Here is a 23459-nt window from a genome sequence, read left to right as displayed (position 1 = left end):
AGGGCTTAGGGGTTGGCGGTGGAAGCCTGCTTGTCCGCCTTGTCCCTGTCGCCGCGCTCCGCCGCGGCCCGTTTGCGGCCCAGCTCGGAGCGCAGCTGCTGCTCCAGCTCGTCGCCGATCATGCCCCAGTACTTGAAGGTGCGCTCCTCCACGTCCTTGTTCTCGATGGCCAGCATCTTGTTGGTGATGTTGTCCACGAAGCGCTTCTTGGCCGCATCGTCGAACACGTTCTCGTAGAGGTTGCGGGCCTGGGAGGAATCGTCGTCAAGCTCGTGCTTCACGTACGCCGCGCGCACCAGATCGGTGCCGTGCGGGTCCGGGTTCACGTACAGGTTCGAGGCCTGGCCGTAATCCTGCATGGAGGAGGAATCCTCGCCGTTGTCCAGGTAGCCCATGCCCTTGTCGGTGCGGTTCGGGGAGTAGTTCGGCTCGCCCTCGTTGTTGAAGAAGTAGGCCATGGAGCCGCGCTCGGCGTAGGTGTTCACGTCCGTCAGCGGCTGGTTCACCGGCAAGTCGTTGTAGTTCGTGCCGATGCGGTAGCGGTGCTGGTCCGCGTAGGCGAAGATGCGCGCCTGCAGCATGCGGTCCGGGGACAGGCCCACGCCCGGCACCAGGTTGGACGGATCCATCGCGATCTGCTCGATCTGCGCGTGGAAGTTCTTCGGGTTGCGGTTGAGCACGAAGTAGCCCACGTCCTGCAGCGGGTAGTCCTTCTGGCTCCACACCTTGGTCAAGTCGAACGGGTTGTACTTGTAGGTGGCGGCGTCCTCGAACGGCATGATCTGCACCTTGACGTCCCAGATCGGGTAATCGCCGCGCTCGATGGACTTGAACAGATCCTCGCGGTGGAAGTCCGGGTCGGTGCCGGCCTTCTCGGTGGCCTCGGCGTCGGTGAAGCACTCCCAGCCCTGGCGAGTCTTGAAGTGGTACTTGACCCACACCGCGTCACCTTCCTCGTTGATCCACTGGAAGGTGTGGGAGCCGAAGCCGTCCTGGTGGCGGCTGGTCTTCGGGGTGCCGCGGTCGCCCAGCAGGTAGGTCACCTGGTGCAGGGTCTCCGGGGTGCGGGACCAGAAATCCCACTGCATCTCATCCGAACGCAGGCCGGATGCCGGGTCGCGCTTCTGGGAGTGGATGAAGTCCGGGAACTTCATCGCGTCGCGCAGGAAGAACACCGGGGTGTTGTTGCCCACGATGTCGTAATTGCCGTCCTCGGTGTAGAAACGCAGGGCGAAGCCGTGCACGTCGCGCCAGGTGTCGGGCGCGCCGGACTCGCCGGCAACTGCGGAGAAGCGGGCGGCCATCGGGGTGACGGTGCCCTTCTGGAACAGCTTGGCCTTGGTGTACTTGGACACGTCCTCGGTGATGTGCAGCTCACCGAACGCGCCGTGGCCCTTCGCGTGCGGGATGCGCTCCGGCACGTTCTCGCGGTTGAAGTGCGCGAGCTTCTCAATCAGGTGAATGTCCGTCATCGCGTTCGCGCCCTGGCGGCCCTGCGTCACGGAGATGTTCTCGCTGGCGACGGGCACGCCGCCGAGGGTGGTGGTGCGGCCGTCGCCGGCCGGGCGCTCGCCGCGTGCGACGATCGGCTCTGCCTGCGACTGCTCCTGGCCGGGCTTCTGCTGGTCAGCCATAGTGCTGTCCTCCATTGGTCAATAAATAAGTACGGTCGCATTCAATCTTAGGCGCGTTTTCGTTTGGTAGTCTTTCGCAACGTGAGCAGGACCGACGACGCCTACGTCACCGACCTGGCCCTGCGGGCCGGCCGGGGCGACAAGGCCGCGCTCACCGAGTTCATCGCGCACACGCAGGACGACGTGTGGCGCCTGCTCGCCCACCTCGCCGGCCGCGAATACGCCGACGACCTGACGCAGGAGACCTACCTCCGCGTGTTGAAGTCGCTGCCGAGGTTCGCTGGGCGATCGTCGGCACGCACCTGGCTCTTGTCCCTGGCGCGGCGGACGTGGGTGGATTCCGTGCGCCACGACATGGCGCGGCCGCGGAAATCCCAGGCGGAGTACGACGATGTGGCCTCCGCACAGCCCAGCCCAGACAACCCGAACGTGTGGCTCGAGGTGATGGACGCGCGTGCGATGCTGGAGGCGCTGGCGCCCGAGCGTCGGGAAGCACTCGTGCTCACACAGGTGCTGGGGTACACGTACGAGGAGGCGGCGAAGATCGCCGGCGTGCGCGTGGGCACCATCCGCTCCCGCGTCGCGCGGGCGCGGCGGGATTTGGTGGCGGGCGAGTAGCCGGGAGGCTTCGCTACACTTGATCCGACCACTTTTGCCCCTTATAGCGCGCCGGCATGTGCGCGCAAGGAGAATCGAGCGCTCATGCTCAGAACCGCAACACTAATTTCATTCGCATTCATCGGCACCCTTGTGGGCGCCGGCTTCGCATCCGGCCAGGAAGCGATGCTCTACTTCTCGGCTTTCGGTACCCAGGGCATCTGGGGCGCGGTGCTCTCCTCGGCACTGATGCTCATCGCCGGCGTGACGCTGCTGCAGCTCGGATCCTACTTCCGCGCGCAGGAGCACATGGAGGTGCTGGAGCCGATCTCGCGCACGAAGATCACGGCGTGGATCCTGGACATCGCCACGATTACCACGCTGTTCTCCATCGGTTTCGTCATGTTTGCCGGCGCCGGCGCGAACTTGAACCAGCAGTTCGGCCTCCCGGTGTGGGTGGGTGCAGTGGCCATGCTGGCGGCCACGCTGGGCTTCGGCATGCTGGACGTTGACAAAGTCACGGGCGCGATCGGCGCGCTGACCCCGTTCCTGCTGCTGTTCATCATCATCGGCTGCGGCTGGACGCTGATTAACGCGCACCCGGATTGGAACGCGCTCAATGACTACGCCGCCACCCACGTGGACACCACGCTGCCTAACTGGTGGATCTCCGCGCTGAACTACACCGGCCTGAACGTCATCTGCGTGGCGTCCATGGCGCTGGTGATCGGCGGTAATGAGCTGAACACGCGCGCGGCGGGCCTCGGCGGCTTGTTCGGCGGCATCGGCTACCTGGTCATGCTCATGCTGCTGGCCGTGTCCCTGCTGGTCAAGATCGACGTTGTGCAGGGCCAGGACATGCCCCTGCTCACCCTGATCACGCACTTGAACCCGACGCTGGGCACCATCATGGCGCTGATCATCTTCGGCATGATCTTCGCCACCTCGCTGGGCATGTTCTACGCGCTGGGCAAGCGCCTGTCCCGCGGCCGCGAAGGCAGCTTCAAGCGCATCTACATCATCGCCTGCCTGGTCGGCTTCGCGCTGTCTTTCGTGGGCTTCCAGACGCTGGTGTCCGTGGTGTATCCGATCCTGGGCTACATGGGCTTGATCCTGATTGTGGTGGTCACCTTCGGCTGGCTGGGCGGCCTGCCCAAGCTGCGCAAGGAGGAGCAGCGCCGCAAGCGCGCGATGGAGCTCACCCGCATGAAGATGGACCCGCGCGAGCGCTTCACCAAGAACGACGAGCGCGAGCTGGAGCACGTCACCTCCATGTCCGTCGTGGACGATGAGACGCTGTCCGAGGCCCTGGAGGAATCCGTCACGCAGGAGCTCATGGCGGACGAGGAGGTGGAGTTCGACCCCGAGGACGTCGGCCGCGACGTGGTTTACGTCAGCTATACCGAGCCCGTCACCCAGGACGAGTACGAACCGGACGAGCCGTGGAACGACACCACCATCGACGAGCTCATCGCAGCCGACGAGGCCGAGGAAGCCGCGGACGAGCGATAGAAAAAGCCCCGTCAGGGGCTTTTTGCTTTACGACGCCCGAATCTTGGCGCCCCCGCGAGGCCTTAGACCAAAAGTTCCGCGATCTGGATGGTGTTCAGCGCGGCGCCCTTGCGCAAGTTGTCGCCGGACACCACGAACACCAGGCCGCGGTTGCCGTCTACCGCCTGGTCCTGGCGGATGCGGCCGACCAGAGACTCGTCGATGCCGGTGGCGGCGAGCGGGGTGGGCACGTCCACAACCTTCACACCCGGCGCGCCCGCCAGGATCTCGGCGGCCTGCTCCGGGGTGATCTCGCGGTCGAACTCCGCGTGCACCACCATGGTGTGGCCGGTGAACACGGGCACGCGAACGCAGGTGCCGGAGACCTTCAGGCCCGGAATACCCAGAATCTTGCGGGATTCGTTGCGCAGTTTTTGTTCTTCGTCGGTCTCGTTGGAGCCGTCGTCGACAAGCGATCCTGCAAGCGGCAGCGCGTTGAACGCAATCGGCGCCACGTACGGCCCCAGGTCCTCCGGCGCGAGGAGGGAGCCGTCGCGCGCGAGGTCCGCCGTGCCTTCGCCAAGGCCCGCAACCTGGTCCGCGAGTGCACGCACGCCGGCCAGGCCGGAGCCGGACACGGCCTGGTAGGACGCCACGCGCATGGTGTTCAGGCCAGCCGCGTCGTGCAGCGCCTTCGCCACCGGCATGATCGCCATCGTGGTGCAGTTCGGGTTCGCGATGATGCCCTTCGGCAGGTCCTGCGCGGCAGCGGGGTTGACCTCAGAGACGATCAGCGGGACCTCATCGTCCTTGCGCCACGCGGAGGAGTTGTCCACCACGTTCGCGCCCGCGGCCGCGAACACCGGCGCCCACTCGCGCGAGGTGCCGCCGCCGGCGGAGAACAGCGCAATGTCCACATCCGCGACGGATTCCTCGGTGACCTGGGTCAGGTCCTCGACGGTGATCTCCTCGCCGCGGAAGGCGAGCTTCGTGCCCGCAGAACGCGGGGAGGCGAAGAAGCGGACGCGGTCCGCGGGGAAGTTGCGCTCCTCCAAAATGTCGCGCATCACGCGGCCGACCTGGCCGGTTGCGCCTACAACAGCAACAGTGGTCATGTGAAATCTCCTTAGCGGCCGGTGCCGGCGTAGACGATGGCGGGCTCGTCGCCGCCCAGGTCGAACTTGGTGTGGATCGCGCGCGCGGCCTCAGCCAGGTCGCCCTGGCGGATCACGGCGGTAATGCGGATCTCGGAGGTGTTCATCATGTCGATGTTCACGCCCGCGTCACGCAGCGCCTCGGTGAAGTCCGCCGTCACGCCCGGGTGGGACTTCATGCCGGCGCCCACCAGGGAAACCTTGCCGATCTCGTCGTTGTAGGTGATGGCCTCCCAGCCTTCGTCGGCACGCATCTGCTCCAGCAGAGCCATGCCGCGCGCGCCGTCCGCCTTCGGAAGGGTGAAGGTGATGTCCGTCTTCCGGTCCTCGGCGGAGGAGATGTTCTGCAGGACCATGTCGATGTTGATCTCCGCATCCGCCAGCGCGCGGAACACCTTCGCGGCCTCCCCCGGCTTGTCCTCGATGCCGAGGATGGTGATCTTGGCCTCCGAATCGTCGGTGGCAACTCCGGTCAACACTGCTTCTTCCACGGGGATATCCTCCATTGCTCCGGCGATGAGCGTGCCGGGATCATTGCTATACGACGACCGCACCCTCATAGGCACGTTCCACGCCCGCGCGTACTCCACGCTGCGCAGCACCAAAATCTTCGAGCCGCTGGCGGCGAGTTCCAGCATCTCTTCGAAGCAGAGCTGGGCCAGCTTGCGCGCGTCCGGCACAATGCGCGGGTCCGCGGTGTACACGCCGTCCACGTCCGAGTAGATCTCGCACACGTCCGCCTTCAGCGCCGCCGCGAGCGCCACCGCCGTAGTGTCCGAGCCGCCGCGGCCCAGCGTGGTCACGTCCTTCGTGTCGCGGTTCACGCCCTGGAACCCGGCGACAATGGCCACCTTGCCCTGGTCGATCGCGTCCTGCACGCGGCCCGGCGTGACCTCGATGATGCGGGCGTTGCCGTGGCGCTCGGTGGTGATCACGCCGGCCTGGGAGCCGGTGAAGGACTGCACGTCGACGCCCTGCGCTGCCACGGCCATGGCCACCAGCGAGTTGGAGATGCGCTCGCCCGCGGTCAGCAGCATGTCCATCTCGCGCGCCGGCGGGGTGGGGTTGACCTGGGCGGCGAGGTCCAGCAGCTCGTCCGTCGTGTCGCCCATTGCGGAGCAGACCACCACAACATCGTTCCCGGCGCGCTTCGTGGCCGCGATCCGCTCTGCTACCGCGCGGATGCGCTCGGCGGATTCGAGGGAGGAGCCCCCGTATTTCTGCACGATCAAGGCCATGGTCGATGCACCCTTCCTGGGGTCTCGTCCGTATAAATAACGCCATAAAGAATAGCGCCCCGCCCTGCCCGGCATGCAGCGGAGGGCTAATATCATGCGCCGTGCACAGCAACGGCTTGGCGGCAATCCTCGCGCTGATCTCGGCGCTGCTCATTGCCGTGGGCACCGTGTGGCGCCACCGAATCCTGCGCGCCGGCCAGGCCCGCACCGAGGCGAACGACGCTCCCCTGACCTCCCTGCGCAAGCCTGCGTGGTGGCTTTCCGTGGGGGTGGCGCTGCTGGCCTACGCCTTTCAGGCCGCGGCGCTGGCGTTCGGTTCGCTTTTGGTGGTGCAGCCGATCCTGGTGCTGTCCCTCATGCTCACGCTGCTGCTGTCCGCCCACGTGGCGCGCACGCCCATGTCTCGCGCGGAGGCGTTCTGGGCCGTGGTGCTGACGGTTGCGGTTGGGTGTGTGGTGATCGTCGGCAAGCCTGTGCCCGGCACGCGCGCGGTCGCGGCGTGGGAGTGGGTCGCGGTGTGCGCCGCGGCGGCACTGGGCACAGCGGGAGCTTTCGCCTTTGCTTCACGACGCTCCCCGCAAACCAAAGCCCTCACCTACGGCCTCGCGTGCGGCGCGATCTATGGGCTGCTGGCGGTGTTTGCCAAGGTGGCGATGGACGCGCTGGCCCGCGGCGGCGTCGTCGCCCTGCTCACGTGCTGGCAGTTCTGGGCGGTGGTGGTGAGCGCCTTGGCGGGCGTGGTGGTGCAGCAGTACGCGTTCGGCGCGGGCGATCTAGCCACGTCGCTGCCCGCGAGCAAGGTCGGGGAGCCGGTTGTGGCGCTCGCGCTGGGGTACGCCCTGCTTGGCGAGGAGTTCGCCGTCCGCCCCGCCCTCATGCTCGTGCCCGTGGCCGTCATGCTGGTCGCCGCACTGCAACTGACGCGCGCTGCGGTGCGCTGAGCTGCACTTTTTCAATAAGCTGTGGAATTCTGATCAGCTATCCACAGGCTTCCGGGGCTCATGCTTTACGACGTTTCTTCCCAGCCCTACCCTCCAAAACCATGACCACTACAGCGACCGTCGCCCACGCGATGTCAACCGATGCCCTCGACTTCCTGGCGTCCTTTGACCGCGCGGCGTTTTCGGCCGCCTGCTTCAACCCCGCGCGCATCAACGAGTGGGGTCGGCTGCACGAGGCGTACTTCGGGTCGAGCGCGGCACCCAAGCAGCAGGCGCGGTGCGGGCAGCTCGCGCGCCAGGGCGGGTTTTCTGTGGACCAGCTTCTGGCGGTGGAGAAGCGCCTGGGACAGCTGGCTAAGGCACAGCGCACCATGCGGGCGCGCATGGAACTGCTGGAGCGTTTGGTGGAGGCGGCGCCGCGCACCTACGAGGCGTTTGCGCAGCTGGTGAAGGAATTCGTGCCCGTGGAGGAGCGCGCACCCCAGCCCGGCCTGCGATTCGGCCGATCCCGGTCCCGCTTCCGCGGCATGTACGTGAACGGCCCGGAGCGCGACCTCGCCGACATCGAGGCCAACCTCCGCGCCCACATCGACCCGTCCCAGCCCGAAGGCCCCCAGCTCTACCACGCCTTCATGTCCCTCCTCCGCGGCCGCACCGCCGCAACCGGCGCGGGCACCGCCGCAACCGGCACGGGCAGCACCGCAACCGCGGGCATCGCGCCCGCCGCACCGCGCCCCATCATCGCGGTGCCGCTTCCGGACATCATCGCCATCGAGGGCCACACCGCGGACGACGTCCTGCTCGGGCTTTCGGACGGCACCACCATCACCGGCACCGAATACCTCGCCGCCGGTCTCGGCCTGGACAACGGCAAGGACGTGGAGCTCGCGCTAGTGCATCCCACCGCCGGGCCGGTGAAGTCCTACCGCCTGCGCCGCTTCGCCGGCGACGAGCAGCGCCTCCTCGCCTCCCTGCGCAACCTCGTGTGCGCGTGGCCCGGCTGCAAGCGCGCGGCGGACTTCTCGCAGGTCCACCACGTCCGCGCGTGGCGCGACGGCGGGGAGACCAACATCGACAACCTGGTCATCCTCTGCCCCTTCCACAACGCCGTCAACGACGACGACACTGCGCGCAGCAAGTGGGGGCGCATCGAGCTTATCGACGGTCACTCCATCTGGATCTCCCCCTACGGACGCCAAGCAGTGAACACCTACCACCGGTACGGCGTGATGGAGACGCTCTTCCCCGACCCGCCTGATCCACCCGACCCGCCGGATCAGCCTGAGCGGCGGGAATAGGCGGGTGGCGCTTGAAATGAGCGTCGTAAAGCAAAAAATGCCCCAAGAATACGGAAACCGATGTAAGCTTCCTCACATGTCGAAGCGGCAGCTCCTCCTTCTATGCCGCGGCGGGAATTAGGCCCTGATCACACGGCCGGCGCCCCGTCGCGGAGTTTGGCTTGCCGGCCGTGGCTTAAGATCAGCTCTCGATAGAGCGCCAACAAGAAGGACCAGCAATGACCACTCCGCACGACTTTTTTGCACCCCGCGAAATTGTGACCCCCAACGGCCCCCGAAACGAAGGCCAGCCGAGCTGGAATAAGCAGCGCGGCTCGCAGATGCCGGTGGATCGCTACCAGCCGTTCGCCGTCGAGGTCGAAGACATCACGCTGCCGGACCGCACCTGGCCGGACAAGAAAATCACCGTCGCGCCGCAGTGGTGCGCCGTGGACCTGCGCGACGGCAACCAGGCGTTGATTGACCCGATGAGCCCCGAGCGCAAGCGCCGCATGTTCAACCTGCTGGTGGAGATGGGCTACAAGGAGATTGAGGTCGGCTTCCCGTCAGCCAGCCAGACCGACTTCAACTTCGTGCGCGAGATCATCGAGCAGGACATGATCCCGGACGACGTGACCATCCAGGTGCTGGTGCAGGCGCGCGAGCACCTGATCCGACGCACGTTCGAGGCGTGCGCGGGCGCGAAGAACGTGATCGTGCACTTCTACAACTCCACGTCCAAGCTGCAGCGCGACGTGGTGTTCCGGAAGGACCGCGACGCGATTAAGCAGCTGGCCACCGACGCGGGCGAGCTGATCCGGACTATTGCGGACGATTACCCGGACACCAACTGGCGCTGGGAGTACTCGCCGGAGTCCTTCACCGGCACGGAGCTGGATTTCGCGCTCGAGGTGTGCAACGCCGTGGTGGACACCATGGGTGCGACGCCGGAGAACCCGATGATTATCAACCTGCCGTCCACGGTGGAGATGATCACGCCCAACGTCTACGCGGACTCCATCGAGTGGATGCACCGCAACCTGGCCAAGCGCGACGCCGTCATCCTCTCGCTGCACCCGCACAACGACCGCGGCACCGGCGTCGCGGCCGCGGAGCTGGGCTACATGGCGGGCGCGGACCGCATCGAGGGCTGCCTCTTCGGCAACGGAGAGCGCACCGGCAACGTGGACCTGGTCACGCTGGGCCTGAACATGCTCACCCAGGGCGTGGACCCACAGATTGATTTCTCCGACATCCAGAAGATCCGCCAGACCGTGGAGTACTGCAACCAGCTGCGCGTGCCGGAACGCCACCCGTACGGCGGCGACCTCGTCTTCACCGCGTTCTCCGGTTCGCACCAGGACGCGATCAACAAGGGCCTCGACGCGCTGGCGCAGAAGGTCCGCCCGGGCGCGAGCTCCACGGACGTGCGCTGGGAGGAGCTGCGCGAGACCGTCTGGGAGGTGCCGTACCTGCCGATCGACCCGAAGGACGTCGGCCGCACCTACGAGGCCGTGATCCGCGTGAACTCGCAGTCCGGCAAGGGCGGCGTGGCCTACATCATGAAGACGGACCACGGCATCAACATGCCGAAGGCCATGCAGCCGGAGTTCTCCGCCGTGGTGCAGGCGATCACGGACACCGAGGGCGGCGAGATCAACTCCAAGAACATGTGGGACATCTTCGCTTCCACCTACCTGGACCTGGACTCCCCGCTCGAGCTCGTGGACTACGAGGTCACGGGCGCCGTCAGCGACGACGACGATTCCGCCATCAGGGCTTCCGTGCTTTACGACGGTGAGCAGCACCACATCAACGGCACCGGTAACGGCCCGATCGCGGCGTTTGCGAATGCTTTGGAGAGCCTGGGCATCGATTTCGAGGTCCAGGATTACTCCCAGCGCGCCCGCACCGCCGGCGACGACGCAGACGCCGCCTGCTACATCTACGCCGACGTGGACGGCAACAACGCCTGGGGCGTGGGCATTGCGGGGTCGACCACCCGCGCGTCGCTGAAGGCGATCGTCTCCGCCGTCAACCGTGGCCTGACGGAGGGCAAGGCCGGCGGCGTCTAGCCCAACCGCCGCCGCGCGCTCGGCTAGTGCGCGGACCTGCGCATCGAGGGCCGGCGCGGGCCTTACGCGAGCCTGCGCATCGCAAGCCGGCGCGGGCCTTGCGCGGGCCGGCGCGGGGGTCTGCGAAAGCACCCCCGCTCACGATTCGGCAGGCGCATACTCCACGACAGTTGTAGGGTGCTCCGCGACACTATCCCTCGATCGTTGTGAGTTCCCATGCTTGGCGCTAGTTACTTGGTACCGGATCACGGTCTCGGGCCGGTGCGCACCATCGTGGTTGACGATGTCGACACCTTGGCGGTGCGCTTCCTGGTGAGCAAGCGGTCCTCGGCGAAGCTGGCGGTCTTGCTGGTCAACGCGCACGAGATCGCGGGCGCTGCGGGCGGCGCCGACACTGCAGGTGGCATGGACCTCTCGGCCCGCAACAACACTGCGGGCGGCGCGCAAGAAAGCACCAACGCCGGCGCGCTGGTGGTCTACTACAACGGGGCGGTGCTGGGTTCGGTGGGGGCCGAGAGCGCACGGAAGTACCCGGAGTTGTACTGGATCCAGGAGTGCGGGTACACGCCGCAGGTCACCGCGCTCGCGACCGCGCCGTCCGGGGGCAAGGTCACACTCAAGCTGCTGCTGCCGGACCCAGGCATGGTCATCCCCGCCAACCACCCGCCCACTGAGGAGTGGGTGCTGCTGCGCCGCGGCACCGCCCGCACGATGACGTACCTCGACGGCGCGCCCGGCTCCGACTACCCCACCCGCCGCCAGATCCTGTGCACGCTGCGCGCGGAGCAACAGGGCACGATCGCTGTGGCGGTGGATGGTGAGCGGGTTGGGTCCTTGAGGGCGTCGGCACGCATGGCGCAGACCTTGCGCCACTTCGAGCGGGAGGGGAAGACCGTCGTCGCCCGCGCGCACCACCAGGTGGTGGACGGCACGCCGCGCCTCACGCTGGACATCGGCCCGCTGCCCGCGCACAAGTACCCCGCGAACTACCCCATCCCGCTCTTGCCGCCGATGCCGCACGCGCCCGTGCCCGCGCCGGACACCGTCCCGGACCGCCGGCGCAAGGTGGGCGTCCTCAGCGCGGTGGCGAGCGTCGCGCTGGTGGCGGGCGGGTCGGCGGCGCTGCGCTACCAGTGGGTCGCCGCTTTTCTGGGCCGCTAGAATCGGAGCAATGACCTACCCCTTCGTGGCGTTGCACATGCAGTCGGCGGGCATCCATCCGTCGACGGGCCGCCTGCTCACGCTTGACGCCGTCACGTTCGATGATGCCGGCCGCATCGGCGAGGAGTTCCACCAGGTCTTCAACCCCGGCTGCGACCCGGGGCCGCGCCACACGCACGGGCTCGAGCCGGGGGACTTCGCGCAGGCTCCCCGCTTCTCCCGCTTCCTGCGCACGCTGGACAAGCTTATCGACGATCGCTTGCTCATCCTCCACGATTCCCCCACCGAATGGGGCTTTTTGGTCTCCGAGGCGCGGCGCGCCATGAACGCGGCTGCCAGGGCGAACCGGTCGCGGGGTCGGCGCGGCGGGCGGCGGCGCCAGCGTGTTGGGCACGTGCCCAAGCCGGAGGCGATCGTGGACGTGCTGGCCAGCGCCAGGTTGCAGGGCTATGTGCCGACGGATGAGCGGATTGGGGCCGTCGCAAAGCTGATCGGGGTGGAGGCGCCGGGGGCTGAGGCGAGTGTGGAGCGAGCGTCGATAAGCGAAAGCGAGCTCTCGCGGGAGCGAACCCTGACCACGGTCGCGATGTACCTTGAGCTGCGCGAACGCGGCGACGTGGCGCGCGTGGACCCCGCCGAGCTCGCCGCCGACCGCTTCGGGCTGCAGCGGAGCGCGCTGCGCGTCGACGCGGAGAAGGCCGCCGCGGCCGCCGAGAACCCCGGCGTGTACGGCGGGCGGCTCGAGCGCGGCATGGAAGTTGTAGTGACCGACGATGTCGCGTGCTGCCCGGACGAGCTGATCGACCTCGGCGTGCGCGCCGGGCTGACGTACAGCGAGAAACTGTCGCGGGAGACGTCGCTGGTGGTGTCCGATGCCGCGGCGAAGGGCATCGAGCTGCGTGGCAAAGCCATGCACGGCCACCGCAAGGACATTCCCATCCTTTCCGCAGACGAATTCGCGCGCGCCGTGGAGGCGATGGAGGCCTAGGCGGGGAGTAGCCTTGGGCCCATGAAATTCCGCTCACACGTGGCGCTGACGGCCGCCCGCCTGGCCACCGCCGCCTCCCGCGCCACCGGACGCGGCGCCGGCGGCATGATCGGCGGGCTGGTTGCCGGCGCGATCGACCCGAACATCATGGAGCAGCTCGGCGGCGGGCGGCCGACGGCGCTGGTCACGGGCACGAACGGCAAGTCCACCACCACCCGCATGCTGGCCGGCGCGCTGCGCTCCACCCACACCGTGGCTACTAACGACGGCGGCGACAACATGGATGCCGGCATCATTTCGGCGCTGATGGCGGGTGAGGGGGCGTCGCACGTCGTGCTCGAGGTGGATGAGTTGCACGTGCCGCACGTGGCACAGCGCCTCGCGCCGGAGGCGATCGTGCTGCTGAACCTGTCGCGCGACCAGCTGGACCGCGTCGGCGAGATCAACGCCATCGAGCGCGCCCTGCGCGCCGCCGTGATGGAGCACCCGGAGGCGACGGTGGTCGCGAACTGCGACGATGTCCTGATCACCTCTATCGCCTGGGACCACCCCAACGTGGTGTGGGTCGCCGCCGGCACCGGCTGGCTGGGCGATTCCGTGACCAATCCCCGCTCCGGCGGGCACGTCGTGCGCACGGAGGACGACTGGTACGCGGTGCAATCGCTTGACGACGGTTCCTCATTCCGCCGCCCCACCCCCCACTACAGCGTGGACGAGGAGGGTCTCCACGTGCCTGGGGGTGACGTCGTGAAGCTTGAGCTCCAGCTGCCGGGGCGGGCGAACCGCGGCAACGCGGCGCAGGCGATTGCCTGCGCGGTGGAGGTGTTCGGCGTGCCGCTGGAGCAGGCCGTCGCCGCCGCGGAGGCCGTGGATAACGTGGCCGGGCGCTACACCACCGTGGGCTTGGGCGACCACGACGTGCACCTGCTGCTGGCCAAGAACCCCGCCGGCTGGCAGGAGGCGCTGACCATGCTGGACGCGGAGGCCGCGGGCGTGGTCATCGCCGTGAACGCGCAGCAAGGCGACGGCGAGGACGTCTCCTGGCTGTGGGACATCGACTTCGAGAACCTGCGCGCCGGCACCGTCGTCGCCGCGGGCGAGCGCGGCACTGACCTCGCCGTGCGCCTCTTCTACTCCGGCCTGGACCACACGCTGGTGCACGATCCGCTCGCCGCCATCCGCGCCTGCCCGCCGGGCCGCGTGGAGGTCCTGGCCAATTACACCGCCCTGCTCAACCTGCGCAAGGCCCTTTCCAAGCAGGAGGATTACCGTGGCTAAACGCACCTTGACCATCGGCCTGATTCTGCCGGACGTGCTGGGCACGTACGGCGACGACGGCAACGCGCTCGTCCTGCGCCAACGCGCCCGCCACCGCGGCATCGACGCGCAGATCCGCCGCGTCCTACTCACCGACGACATCCCCGCCGACTGCGACATCTACACCCTCGGCGGCGGCGAAGACGCAGCCCAGCTCATCGCGGCCGCGCGCCTCGCCGCCTCCCCCGGGCTCCAGGCCGCCGCCGCCGCGGAGCGCCCCATCTTCGCCGTCTGCGCCGGCATGCAGGTGCTCGGCCGCACCTTCTACGCGCACGGCACGGAGGCGCAGGGCATTTCGCTTATCGACGTTTCCACCCAACCCCTAGACACCCGAGCCATCGGCGAAGTCGCGGCAACCCCCACGCGCGCCGGCATCACCGCCGAGCTGACCGAGCCGCTCACCGGCTTTGAAAACCACATGGGCCAGACCACCCTCGGCCCGGATGCGCGGCCGCTGGGCAAGGTGACCCGCGGCATCGGCAATGGCGGCGGTGCCCAAACCGCGCGCCAAGGCAACGGCACTGCAGGTAGCGGCGCTGCAGGCAGCGGCACCAGTTCAAGCGGCGCGGAGCGGGTGGAGGGCGTGGTGCAGGGCAGCGTCATCGCCACCTACATGCACGGCCCCGCGCTCGCCCGAAACCCCCAACTCGCCGATCTCCTCATTGCGAGGGGTCTCGGGATCACTCTGGAGGAGTTGGGGGCGTTGGAGGTCCCGATCGTCGATAAGCTGAGGCTCGAACGCCTCAAAGCGTAAGCCTGCCGGTGAGTGCGCGGGAGAGGGTGAGCTCGTCCACGAACTCCAAATCCCCGCCCAGCGGCATACCGGACGCGAGGCGGGACACCGTCAGCCCCGGGAAGTCCTTGAGTAGGCGGGCAATGTAACTCGCCGTCGCCTCACCCTCCGTGTCCGGGTCCGTGGCAAGGATAACCTCTGCGATCTCCGGAATTTCCTGGCCCTCAAGGTCCGGCTGCACCCCGCCGATGCGCTGCAGCAAAGGCGCGATAGCCAAGTCCTTCGGCCCGATGTTCGCCAGCGGGTCCAGCGCCCCGCCGAGGACGTGGTAGCGGCCCCGGTACTCGCCGGTGCGCTCGATGACCTGGATGTCCTTCGCGTCCTCCACCACGCAGATCGTGGTCTTGTCGCGGCCGGAATCCGCGCACACGCGACACACCTCGTCGCGCGACACGTTGTTGCAAATGCGGCAGAACGTCACCCCGTCGCGCACAGCCGCGAGCGCCGCGCGGAGCCGGTCAATATCCTCCGGCTCCGTCTGCAGCAGGTAAAACGCGATGCGCTGCGCCGACTTCGGGCCCACGCCGGGCAGGCGCGAGAACTCGTCGATGAGGTCCTGCAGCGGTCCTTCGAACAACTTAAATAATGCCGCCGAACGGCACCTCGCCCGGGCCGGCCGGCTGGCCGCCGAACGGGGACTGGCCGTCCTGCGGCAGCGCGCCGCCGGTCAGCGGGCCGATCTTGTCCTGCGCGAGCTGGCCGGCCTTGTTGTGCGCGTCGCGGTACGCAGCCAGGATCAGGTCCTGCAGCGTCTCCACGTCCTCCGGGTCCACGGCCTCCGGCTTGATCTGCAGGTCGGTGATCTCGGCGCCACCGGTCATGGTGATGGAAACGAGCTCGCCGCCTGCGGTGCCCACCACGGTGGTGTTCAGCAGCTCTTCCTGCGCGCGCTGCAGCGCGGCCTGCACCTCTGCGGCCTGGCGGATCAGTTCCTGCATGTCGGCTGGCATGTTGGGCTGGGTCATTTTCAACCTTTCGTCGTAAAGCGTGAAGTGCCCCCGAGTCTACAGCGGACGCGCGCCGAGCTCCGCCGCGAGGAGGTCGAACGCCACCTGCGCCGCGTCACGACGATCTCTCGAACCCTCCTCCCGCGCCTGCGACGCCATGTCGCGCTCCTCGTCCTCGCGGGAGTATTCAGGCGGCGCGTCGTCGAACGGTTCCGGCGGGGGCGGAATGCTTTCCGACGCTCGCTCCTCGTCCTGCTGCCGTGGCTGTGGCTGTGCGGGGGCCGCCGGCCGGGACGGCGCCTGCACGTCCTGGCGCTCAGGTTGCTGCGGCGCGTTCGGCGGTTCCGGCGCCTTTGCGCGTTCCGCTGCCTGCTGCGGCGTTCTCTCGCGCGCGGGCGCCTCCGCTGGTTCAGAGTGCTCTAGCTCAGCCTGTCGCGCTGGTTCCGGGCGCTTTGGCGTTTCTTCGCGCGCGGGCTGCGGGGCCCACACCTCCTTGCGCGGCGCGGGGCGGACGTTCGCCGCGGCCGGGTCGGTGCCCACCACGCACCGCACGCCGATGCGGGTGCCCAGCTTCTCCTCGAACACGGCCACGATGTCGGCGTTGTTGTTCGCCGCGTTGATGCGGTCCGCGAGCGCGCCGGTGTTGTGGCCAACCACTAGGGTGTCCCCGTCGAAGCCAAGCGGACGCGCCTCGGTGAGCATAATTTCCGCGACCTTGTTCCGCGTACCGACGGACTGCCGCAGCGACGTCCAGTCCCGCTCAATGCGGGTGTAGAGGGCGTCGTAATCCGTGTCCGCCGTGCCGCCTGCCTCCGCGGTGGCCTGGGTGTTCGGGGCGCCGTCCGCGGTGTCCTGGGTGCCCCGCGCGCCCGCGGTGGCCTGGGTGTTCGGGGCGCCGTCCGCGGTGTCCTGGGTGTTCGGGGCGTCCGAGGTGCCCGCGGTGTCATGCGCGTCCGACTGTGCGGGCGCAGTGCCCTCGGCGGGGGCGGTCGGCGGCGGCTCCGGTTCGGAGCGCGGAGGCTCCGGCGCGGGTTGTTGCTCCGGTTCGAAGCTCGGCTCCCGGGTCGGCTCGGGCGCGTGCCCGGGTGCTGGCTGCTCTGTATCGGGCGCGTGCCCGGGTGCTGGCTGCGCTATTTCGGGCGCGTGCTCGGGCTCGGGTCCCGGCTGGGGTTTCGCCGGTGCCGGCGCGGGTGCGGGCTGCGGGGCCGGGGTGGATGCACTGCGTGGGTTGCGTCCCCCCGCCGCGGCAGCGGCAGCAGCAGCTGCGGCAGCCGCCGCACCTCCCTGCGGCACCGCGCGCGCCGGGGCGGGCGTCCCAGCCGCAGCGGCTGTGGGGCTCGGGTTCGGGGCGGGCGTCCCGGCCGCGGCGGCTGCCGCCCCGGCGGATGCGGATCCCGCGGTGCCCGCGCTGCCCGCGCTGCCCGCGGTGCCCGCGGTGCCCGCGCTGCCCGCGCTGCCCGCGGTGCCCGCGGTGCCCGCGCTGCCCGCGGCCGGGGCGGGGGCTTGGCCGGCGCCCGCGACGGATCCGGCTCCAGCGGCTGCTCCTGCGGCTCCCGCGGCGGCGGGCATGGTGAGCAGGTGCGCCATCATGACCTCGAGCAGCAGGCGCGGGGAGGTGGCGCCGCGGAGGTCGGAGATGCGGTCGTTGACCTCGGTGGCCAGGGCGGCGAGTTGGGCACCGCTGAACTGCTCGGCTTCGGTGCGGAGGATCTCTGCGCGGTCGACGGGGGCGTCGACAAGCCCTTGCCCAAACGCGTCCGGCACCGTGCGGATCAGCATCAAATCGCGCAGGCGATCGAGGAGATCGGTGGCGAAGCGGCGCGGCTCGTGGCCGGACTCCATCACGGCGTCGATGGTGTGGAACATCGAGGAGGTGTCGCCGGTGGCGAGGGCGTCGACGGCGGCGTCGAGAAGCGAAAGGTCCGTCACCCCCAAAAGCGGCAACGCGAGCTGGTACGTGAGCCCGTCGGGCCCGGCTCCGGCCAGAAGCTGGTCCAGAATGGACAGCGTATCGCGCGGGGAGCCGCCGCCGGCGCGGATGACCAGCGGATAGACGTTCTCGTCCACAAACACGCCCTCTTCGGCCACCACGCGCTCCAAAAGCTCGCGCATCGCGGCGGGCGCCAGAAGCCGGAACGGGTAGTTGTGCGTGCGCGAGCGAATCGTGCCCAGAATCCGCTCCGGCTCAGTGGTGGCGAAGATGAAGATCAGGTGCTCCGGCGGCTCCTCCACAATCTTCAGCAGCGCGTTGTTGCCGGCGGCGGAGATCATGTGCGCCTCATCGATGATGAACACGCGGTAGCGCGACTCGGCGGGCGCGAACAGGGCGCGTTCGCGCAGCTCACGCATGTCGTCCACACCGCCGTGCGACGCCGCGTCCAGCTCCATCACATCCAGGTTCCCCGGCCCGCCCGGCGCCAGCGACACACACGAGGGGCACACGCCGCACGGGGTCGACGTCGGCCCCTCCACACAGTTCAAGGACCGCGCCAAGATGCGTGCCGACGACGTCTTGCCGCACCCCCTCGGTCCCGAAAACAGGTACGCGTGCGCAATCCGCCCGTTATCCAGCGCGGTGGACAACGGCCTGGTCACCTGCTCCTGGCCGACGACCTCCCCAAAGCTTGCCGGGCGATACTTCCTGTAGAGAGCCACGCCGTCAGAGCTTAGTCGCGGTACCAGTCCGTCACATCGACTCCACGGCGGCGCAGGCGGCGCTGCAGCACGTCGGGGCCCTGCTCTGAGGCGATGGAAAATTCATCGTCGGTAAGCAGGACAAGCTCCAGAAGGAGGGTGATTTGGCCGGGTTCTTTGAGGTGGGGTGTGCCGGCGTCGAAAAGCAAGGGCTCCCGCAGCCACCCGTGCCGGACCTTGCCCGCGGCGAGCCCCTCCAGCAAAACCCCGGGCTGTGCGGGGATGCCCAGCGCGGCGATTTCGCGCGCCGCCCGCACCACCGTGGAGCTCAGCGTGAACGGATCCACGTTGCCGCGCACGGCAAGCTCGCAGCGCACGTGCGTCGCCTCGTCCCCGTCCAGGCGCAGGCCACTATCGACGTTTGAAAAACCCGCCGTCACCGCCACCGGCACGCCGTTGTGCTTCGAGGTGGCGACTGGGAGGCCGTCGAAAAGCGTGAGCCGCACGCCCGGGAAGAGGGAATCGATCCAAGCAACAATGTCGTCGCCGGTCACGCTAGCGCTCAGCTCCTTCCTCGGCGTGCTCCACGCCCTGCGCGCCGGCGTCGGCCGAGCCCTCGCGCCGCTCCACCGCGGCGAGCAGCACGCAGGTAGCTACGCCGTCCATGGCCTCCGCGACCTCATCCAACGGCGGCAGCGACGGCGCGAGGCGGATGTTCGTGTTGTCCGGATCCACGCCGTGCGGGAACGCGCTGCCCGCCTTGGTGAGGTTGATGCCGGCCTCCTTCGCCAGCTCCCACACGCGCGTGGCCGTGCCCGGCACCACGTTCAGCGAAATGAAGTAGCCGCCCTTCGGCTCCGTCCACTCCGCGACGCCGTACTCACCCAGGCGGTTGCGCAGGATCTCAATCACCGCCGCGAACTTCGGCGCGAGCGACGCCGCGTGCTTGCGCATCAGCGCGCGCACACCTTCCGCGTCGTGCAGCAGCATCGCGTGCGCCAGCTGGTTCTCCTTGTTCGGGCCGATGCCGCGAATGTTCGCGATGGAGCGGTACCACTCCAGGTTCTCCTCGCTGGACGCGAAGAAGCTCACGCCGGAACCCGCGTGGGTGATCTTGGACGTGGAGCTCATGTACCAGAAGCGGTTCGGGTTGCCCTGCTCGGCGGCGAGTTTGATGACGTTGGGGTTGTTCGGGAAATCGTCGTCAAGCGTGTGCACCGCGTACGCGTTGTCCCAGATAATGCGGAAGTCCGGGGCAGCGGCGGGGAGCGCGGCGAGGCGCTCGATGGTGGCGTCCGAGTACACCACGCCCGTGGGGTTGCCGAAGATTGGCACACACCACATACCCTTGACCTGCGGATCTTGGGCATGCTTTTCGACGACAGCCAGATCCGGCCCCTCATCCATCATCGGCACCGGAATCATTTCGAAACCGAACTGCTCCGTGATGGCGAAGTGGCGGTCATAGCCCGGCACCGGGCACAGCCACTTGACGGTGTCCTCCTCGCGCCACGGCCGCGGCGAATCATTCGTGCCGAAGGCGAACGCGAACGAGATGAGGTCAAACATGATGTTCAGCGAGGAGGAATCACCAGCGATCAGGTTGTCCACCGGCACGCCAAGCACCTCGGCCCAGATCTCGCGGATATCCGCGATACCGTCCAGCCCGCCGTAATTGCGCACGTCAACGCCCGCCTTGGTGCGGTAGTTGTCCTTGCCCGGCAGCGCGAGGAGGTCGTCCGAGAAATCAAGCTGCTCACTCGACGGCTTACCGCGGGTGAGGTCCAGGTTGAGGTTCTTCGCCTTGAGCTCCTCATAACGATTGCGCACATCCTGCGCGAGGGCATCAAAGTCCTGCTGGTTGAGTTCATTCAGGGTGGCCATGGTTGCCGATGTTACCCGCGGCAACGCGGCCTCCGCGCGCACCAGCCGCACGGGCGCGGTCAAAAATAAAGGGACCCCACGCACCTGCCAGAGCTCGCTGACCCTTGCTGCGTTCCCGCCCTGGGGGAGTTCACAAGATAAGCACCGCGTGGGATCCTGCCCCACACTGTAGCCCGTGGTTTGTCGCCGGGCCAAAACCCGCCCGCGCGCCACTGCTGGGCACGCGTTTTGTTTCTGCGCGGGGTGGTGGGCTAAAGTATCCCTCCGATACAAACGGTGCCGCTTCGGCGGTGTCGGGAGTGTTTGACTGGAGGATTCGACTAGCGGCCTATGTCACACGCCTGGAACGCGTGCGGGTAGCAATACCCTCGTGGGTTCAAATCCCACATCCTCCGCAAATGTCATCAGTCGCGACATGCTTGACATGTGAGTCGCGACATGGTGGACAAACCGGCGCTCTGGTTTTTGGTTTTCCAGGGTGCCGGTTTTGTTGTTTTTAGGTCAGGGGTGGTTGGCCGTGTTTCCAATATGGTTTTTGGTAGTTGCGGGATGTGTCGATGTAGTGCTCGGTGATGATCTCGCCGGTTTCTTTCAGTGATGTGGTGATGTGGTTGTCGGTGATGACCATGAGGACGGGTTCGCCGGCGTATTTGCGGCTGATGCCGAGTTGGTAGAGTTTGCCGGCGTAGCGGACGGTGACTTTGCCGCCTGGGGTGACGATGTCGTTTCTGATTCGCCATTCTTCTTTGGGGTTGTCGTTGGGTTCGGCTTTCGGGCCGGTGGTGTAGGCCTGTTCGGGGGTTTTTCTGCCGAGTGCTCGGTGGGGGCGGGTGGTGTTGTAGTAGTCGGCGAATTCATCGAGGTAGCGCTGGAGTTGGGGCAGGGTTTCAGCTGGGGGTTTGGCGGCTATCCATTTTTTGAGGGTTTGGTGGAAGCGTTCGATTTTGCCTTGGGTTTGGGGGTGTCCTGGGCGGCCGTTTTTCTGCTGTATGCGGTGGTGGTTGAGGGTTTTTTCGAAGGCGTTGCGCCCTCCTTTGGCTCCGGCTAGGCGGGCGGTGAAGACGAGGCCGTTGTCGGTGAGGGTGGATGCTGGTGGACCGTAGATGGTGATGAGGCGCTCGAGTTCGGCGGCGACGGCGGTGCCCGTGAAGGCGTGTTTGGCGGTGATGGATAGCAGGTAGCGGGAGTGGTCGTCGAGGAAGTCGAGGACTTCGATGCGGGTGCCGTCGATGAGGTAGAGGTGGGTGATGTCTGCTTGCCAGCATTCGTTGGGCATGGCGGCTTCGAATCTGATGTAGGCGCTGCGCGGTTTCTTCTTCGGTTGCGGTGTGACGAGGCCGGCGTCGGTGAGGATGCGGCGGATCGTGGATGTGGACGGCACTCGCATTCCTTGCTGCTCGAGGTGAAAGGCGATGGTGTCGGGGCCTGCGTCTAGGCCGGATTTCACCAGCTCTTTGCGCATGTCGATGATGTGGTTGCGCAGCGTTTTCGGCACTGCTTGTGGGTGGGTGTGCGGGGCGCGGGTTTTAGGCGCAATCGCCTCGGGCCCGCCAGCGTCGTACTTGTACAGGATTTGGTAGACGCGCTGGCGGGAGATGCCGAATCGTGCGGCGACTTTAGCGACGGGTTCGCCTTGGTCGCGCACGGCTTTGACGATGGCGAGGTTGCGGTTGGGGCTGTTCATTGGCCAACGATGGCGCGGCGGATCTGTCTTCCTGCCGCGCCACGCCCACCCGGGCCAGAGGGTGTCTGGGTGTTTGTGTGCGGGGCCCAAATGCGGACGGCAGTGTCAAGTATGTCCCGACTCACCTGTCAACCATCACCCGTCGAAGCGAGGCAGGCCTAAGTGTCAAGGATGTCCCGGCTCACCTGTCAAGCATCACAACCATCGCCGCAGGCACAGAGGGTGTCAGGAGTTTTGTGTGTGAGGCTCTGATCTGAATGGAGTTTCACCGATAATGACTACGGTGTCACCAAAGAAAGGCTATGACCCGTCGAGGGTCAACGCGATCAGCGAGAAGCTGATGAATAACCCCGAGCTCGCTAAGCTCATCGGGGAGCTCTCCACCTCCACCGATGACGCCAGCGAGCTGGTGAAGGGTCTTCTACAAGCATCGATCAACGCTGGCCTGCAGGCGGAGATGGATGCTCATTTGGGCTACGAGCACTCCGACCGCAAAGCCAAAGCCCAGGTCGATGCCCGGGGTGGTGGTAACCACCGCAATGGGTCGTACACCAAGACCGTGGATTCCGGCTACGGTCCGCTGGAAGTGACCGTGCCCAGGGATCGGGCGGGCACGTTCCGGCCGCAGATGGTGCCCAAGGGCGCTCGCCGGCTCACCGAGCTCGATGACATGATCATCTCCCTGTACGCGGGTGGGATAACCGTGCGCGATATCCAGCATCACCTTGCAACCACCCTGGGTGTGGATATGAGCCCGGATACCATCAGCACGATCACCGACGCGGTGCTCGATGAGGTGATGATCTGGCAGAACCGCCAGTTAGATGAGTTCTACCCGGTGATCTTCCTCGACGCGTTGCGGGTCAAGATCCGCGACGGCCACCGCGTGGTCAACAAGTCCTGCTACATGGCCGTCGGTGTGGACATGGACGGCATCAAACACATCCTGGGCTTGTGGATCGCCGATACCGAAGGTGCCGCATTCTGGGCGTCCGTGTGCGCTGACCTTGCAAACCGTGGGGTGCAGGACGTGTTCATCGTCTGCTGCGACGGGCTCAAGGGCCTGCCCGAGGCGGTGGAGGCAACCTGGCCGAGTTCCATGGTGCAGACCTGTATCGTGCACCTGATTCGGGCGGCGAACAGGTGGGTGTCCTACCAGGACCGCAAACCCGTCTCCAGCGCACTGCGGGAGGTCTACACCGCACCCAACGAAGACACCGCGCGCGCCGCCCTAGACGCGTTCGAAGCATCTGAACTTGGGCGGCGCTACCCCCAGTCGGTGAAGGTATGGCGCGACGCGTGGGATCGGTTCGTGCCGTTTCTGCAGTTCCCGCCGGCAGCCCGCCGGGTGCTCTACACCACGAACTCCATCGAGTCGCTCAACGCGGAATTGCGGAAAGCCACCCGCAACCGGGGCCAGTTCCCGAACGACACTGCGGCGCTGAAGACGCTGTGGTTGATGATCTGCAACATCGAAGGCAAGCGTGCCGCCCAGCGTGCGAAGAAGGCGAAACGGGCAACTGAGTGCAACGGCTATACTGAAGGGGCGAAAGCCACCGGGTGGAAACAAGCCATCAACCAACTAGCCGTGGCATACCCCGACCGGTTCGCGGACTACGTGTAAACCAAGCCCCCGCACACAAA

Annotated in this window: 19 protein-coding genes, 1 tRNA gene and 1 other RNA gene; 11 read left to right on the top strand and 10 right to left on the bottom strand. The window is 67.2% G+C overall.

All coding sequences use genetic code 11. The features are described 5' to 3' along the window. Nucleotides 1-5 precede the first annotated feature (5 nt). Complete coding sequence (locus JZY91_RS00210) at nucleotides 6-1634, bottom strand: catalase (protein ID WP_234948008.1); 1629 nt, start codon at nucleotides 1632-1634, stop codon at nucleotides 6-8. An 81-nt stretch (nucleotides 1635-1715) separates the two neighbouring features. On the opposite strand from JZY91_RS00210, the gene JZY91_RS00205 reads away from it, so the two are divergent. Further along, the gene (locus JZY91_RS00205; protein ID WP_234948007.1) at nucleotides 1716-2252 is read left to right on the top strand and encodes an RNA polymerase sigma factor; all 537 of its coding nucleotides are present in this window, start codon (nucleotides 1716-1718) and stop codon (nucleotides 2250-2252) included. Between the two features lie 84 nt (nucleotides 2253-2336). After that, nucleotides 2337-3743 carry a hypothetical protein gene (locus JZY91_RS00200; protein WP_234948006.1) on the top strand — a complete coding sequence of 469 codons (1407 nt, stop codon included), beginning with the start codon at nucleotides 2337-2339 and terminating at the stop codon, nucleotides 3741-3743. A gap of 62 nt (nucleotides 3744-3805) precedes the next feature. Here JZY91_RS00200 and JZY91_RS00195 read toward each other — a convergent pair whose 3' ends face one another. Continuing rightward, entirely contained in the window at nucleotides 3806-4837 is a 1032-nt protein-coding gene (locus JZY91_RS00195) for an aspartate-semialdehyde dehydrogenase (RefSeq protein WP_234948005.1), read from the bottom strand. 11 nt (nucleotides 4838-4848) lie between these two features. After that, the gene (locus JZY91_RS00190) at nucleotides 4849-6114 is read right to left on the bottom strand and encodes an aspartate kinase (RefSeq protein WP_234947991.1); all 1266 of its coding nucleotides are present in this window, start codon (nucleotides 6112-6114) and stop codon (nucleotides 4849-4851) included. Between the two features lie 101 nt (nucleotides 6115-6215). On the opposite strand from JZY91_RS00190, the gene JZY91_RS00185 reads away from it, so the two are divergent. The 7 genes from JZY91_RS00185 (at nucleotide 6216) to JZY91_RS00155 (ending at nucleotide 14627) form a co-directional block, all read left to right on the top strand. Further along, on the top strand, nucleotides 6216-7055 hold the full coding sequence (locus JZY91_RS00185) for a DMT family transporter (protein WP_234947990.1): 840 nt from the start codon (nucleotides 6216-6218) through the stop codon (nucleotides 7053-7055). A gap of 101 nt (nucleotides 7056-7156) precedes the next feature. Further along, nucleotides 7157-8353: an HNH endonuclease signature motif containing protein gene (locus tag JZY91_RS00180; RefSeq protein WP_234947989.1), complete on the top strand. Its 1197-nt coding sequence runs from the start codon at nucleotides 7157-7159 to the stop codon at nucleotides 8351-8353. 218 nt (nucleotides 8354-8571) lie between these two features. Continuing rightward, nucleotides 8572-10407 carry a 2-isopropylmalate synthase gene (gene leuA / locus JZY91_RS00175; RefSeq protein ID WP_234948004.1) on the top strand — a complete coding sequence of 612 codons (1836 nt, stop codon included), beginning with the start codon at nucleotides 8572-8574 and terminating at the stop codon, nucleotides 10405-10407. 216 nt (nucleotides 10408-10623) lie between these two features. Beyond that, on the top strand, nucleotides 10624-11568 hold the full coding sequence (locus tag JZY91_RS00170) for a hypothetical protein (RefSeq protein WP_234947987.1): 945 nt from the start codon (nucleotides 10624-10626) through the stop codon (nucleotides 11566-11568). Between the two features lie 10 nt (nucleotides 11569-11578). Continuing rightward, nucleotides 11579-12556, top strand: coding sequence for a DNA polymerase III subunit epsilon (locus JZY91_RS00165; protein ID WP_234947986.1), 978 nt, complete (start codon nucleotides 11579-11581; stop codon nucleotides 12554-12556). A gap of 21 nt (nucleotides 12557-12577) precedes the next feature. Next, nucleotides 12578-13834: a MurT ligase domain-containing protein gene (locus tag JZY91_RS00160; RefSeq protein WP_234947985.1), complete on the top strand. Its 1257-nt coding sequence runs from the start codon at nucleotides 12578-12580 to the stop codon at nucleotides 13832-13834. Continuing rightward, nucleotides 13821-14627 (top strand): type 1 glutamine amidotransferase, encoded by an 807-nt coding sequence (locus JZY91_RS00155; RefSeq protein ID WP_234949003.1) that lies wholly within the window; start codon nucleotides 13821-13823, stop codon nucleotides 14625-14627. Before JZY91_RS00160 ends, JZY91_RS00155 begins: the two co-directional genes overlap by 14 nt. Here JZY91_RS00155 and recR read toward each other — a convergent pair. The 6 genes from recR to ffs all read right to left on the bottom strand — a co-directional run bounded on the left by recR (nucleotide 14617) and on the right by ffs (nucleotide 20292). Continuing rightward, complete coding sequence (gene recR / locus JZY91_RS00150) at nucleotides 14617-15243, bottom strand: recombination mediator RecR (RefSeq protein ID WP_234947984.1); 627 nt, start codon at nucleotides 15241-15243, stop codon at nucleotides 14617-14619. The two genes, JZY91_RS00155 and recR, sit on opposite strands and share 11 nt — an antisense overlap. A gap of 1 nt (nucleotide 15244) precedes the next feature. Then, a complete protein-coding gene (locus JZY91_RS00145; protein ID WP_234947983.1) occupies nucleotides 15245-15631 on the bottom strand; it encodes a YbaB/EbfC family nucleoid-associated protein in 387 nt (128 codons plus the stop codon). A gap of 39 nt (nucleotides 15632-15670) precedes the next feature. Next, nucleotides 15671-18268 (bottom strand): DNA polymerase III subunit gamma and tau, encoded by a 2598-nt coding sequence (locus JZY91_RS00140; protein WP_234948003.1) that lies wholly within the window; start codon nucleotides 18266-18268, stop codon nucleotides 15671-15673. An 11-nt stretch (nucleotides 18269-18279) separates the two neighbouring features. After that, complete coding sequence (locus tag JZY91_RS00135) at nucleotides 18280-18801, bottom strand: suppressor of fused domain protein (RefSeq protein WP_234947981.1); 522 nt, start codon at nucleotides 18799-18801, stop codon at nucleotides 18280-18282. Nucleotide 18802: 1 nt separating this feature from the next. Then, nucleotides 18803-20131, bottom strand: coding sequence for an aminotransferase class I/II-fold pyridoxal phosphate-dependent enzyme (locus tag JZY91_RS00130; protein WP_234947980.1), 1329 nt, complete (start codon nucleotides 20129-20131; stop codon nucleotides 18803-18805). A gap of 64 nt (nucleotides 20132-20195) precedes the next feature. Next, nucleotides 20196-20292, bottom strand: an RNA gene (ffs, locus tag JZY91_RS00125) — signal recognition particle sRNA small type. Nucleotides 20293-20440: 148 nt separating this feature from the next. Between ffs and JZY91_RS00120 the strand changes: the two genes are divergently transcribed. Next, a tRNA-Ser gene (locus tag JZY91_RS00120) sits at nucleotides 20441-20526 on the top strand. Between the two features lie 101 nt (nucleotides 20527-20627). On the opposite strand, the gene JZY91_RS00115 is transcribed toward JZY91_RS00120, so the two are convergent. Next, nucleotides 20628-21815: an IS481 family transposase gene (locus JZY91_RS00115; RefSeq protein WP_234948002.1), complete on the bottom strand. Its 1188-nt coding sequence runs from the start codon at nucleotides 21813-21815 to the stop codon at nucleotides 20628-20630. Between the two features lie 274 nt (nucleotides 21816-22089). On the opposite strand from JZY91_RS00115, the gene JZY91_RS00110 reads away from it, so the two are divergent. Continuing rightward, on the top strand, nucleotides 22090-23439 hold the full coding sequence (locus JZY91_RS00110; RefSeq protein WP_234948001.1) for an IS256 family transposase: 1350 nt from the start codon (nucleotides 22090-22092) through the stop codon (nucleotides 23437-23439). Nucleotides 23440-23459: the final 20 nt, after the last annotated feature.

It is taken from the genome of Corynebacterium sp. CNCTC7651 (assembly GCF_021496665.1).
In the GTDB taxonomy this organism is placed as follows: domain Bacteria; phylum Actinomycetota; class Actinomycetes; order Mycobacteriales; family Mycobacteriaceae; genus Corynebacterium.
The sequence above is the reverse complement of the archived record's forward strand: the minus strand, read 5'-3'. Positions and strand labels throughout refer to the sequence as shown.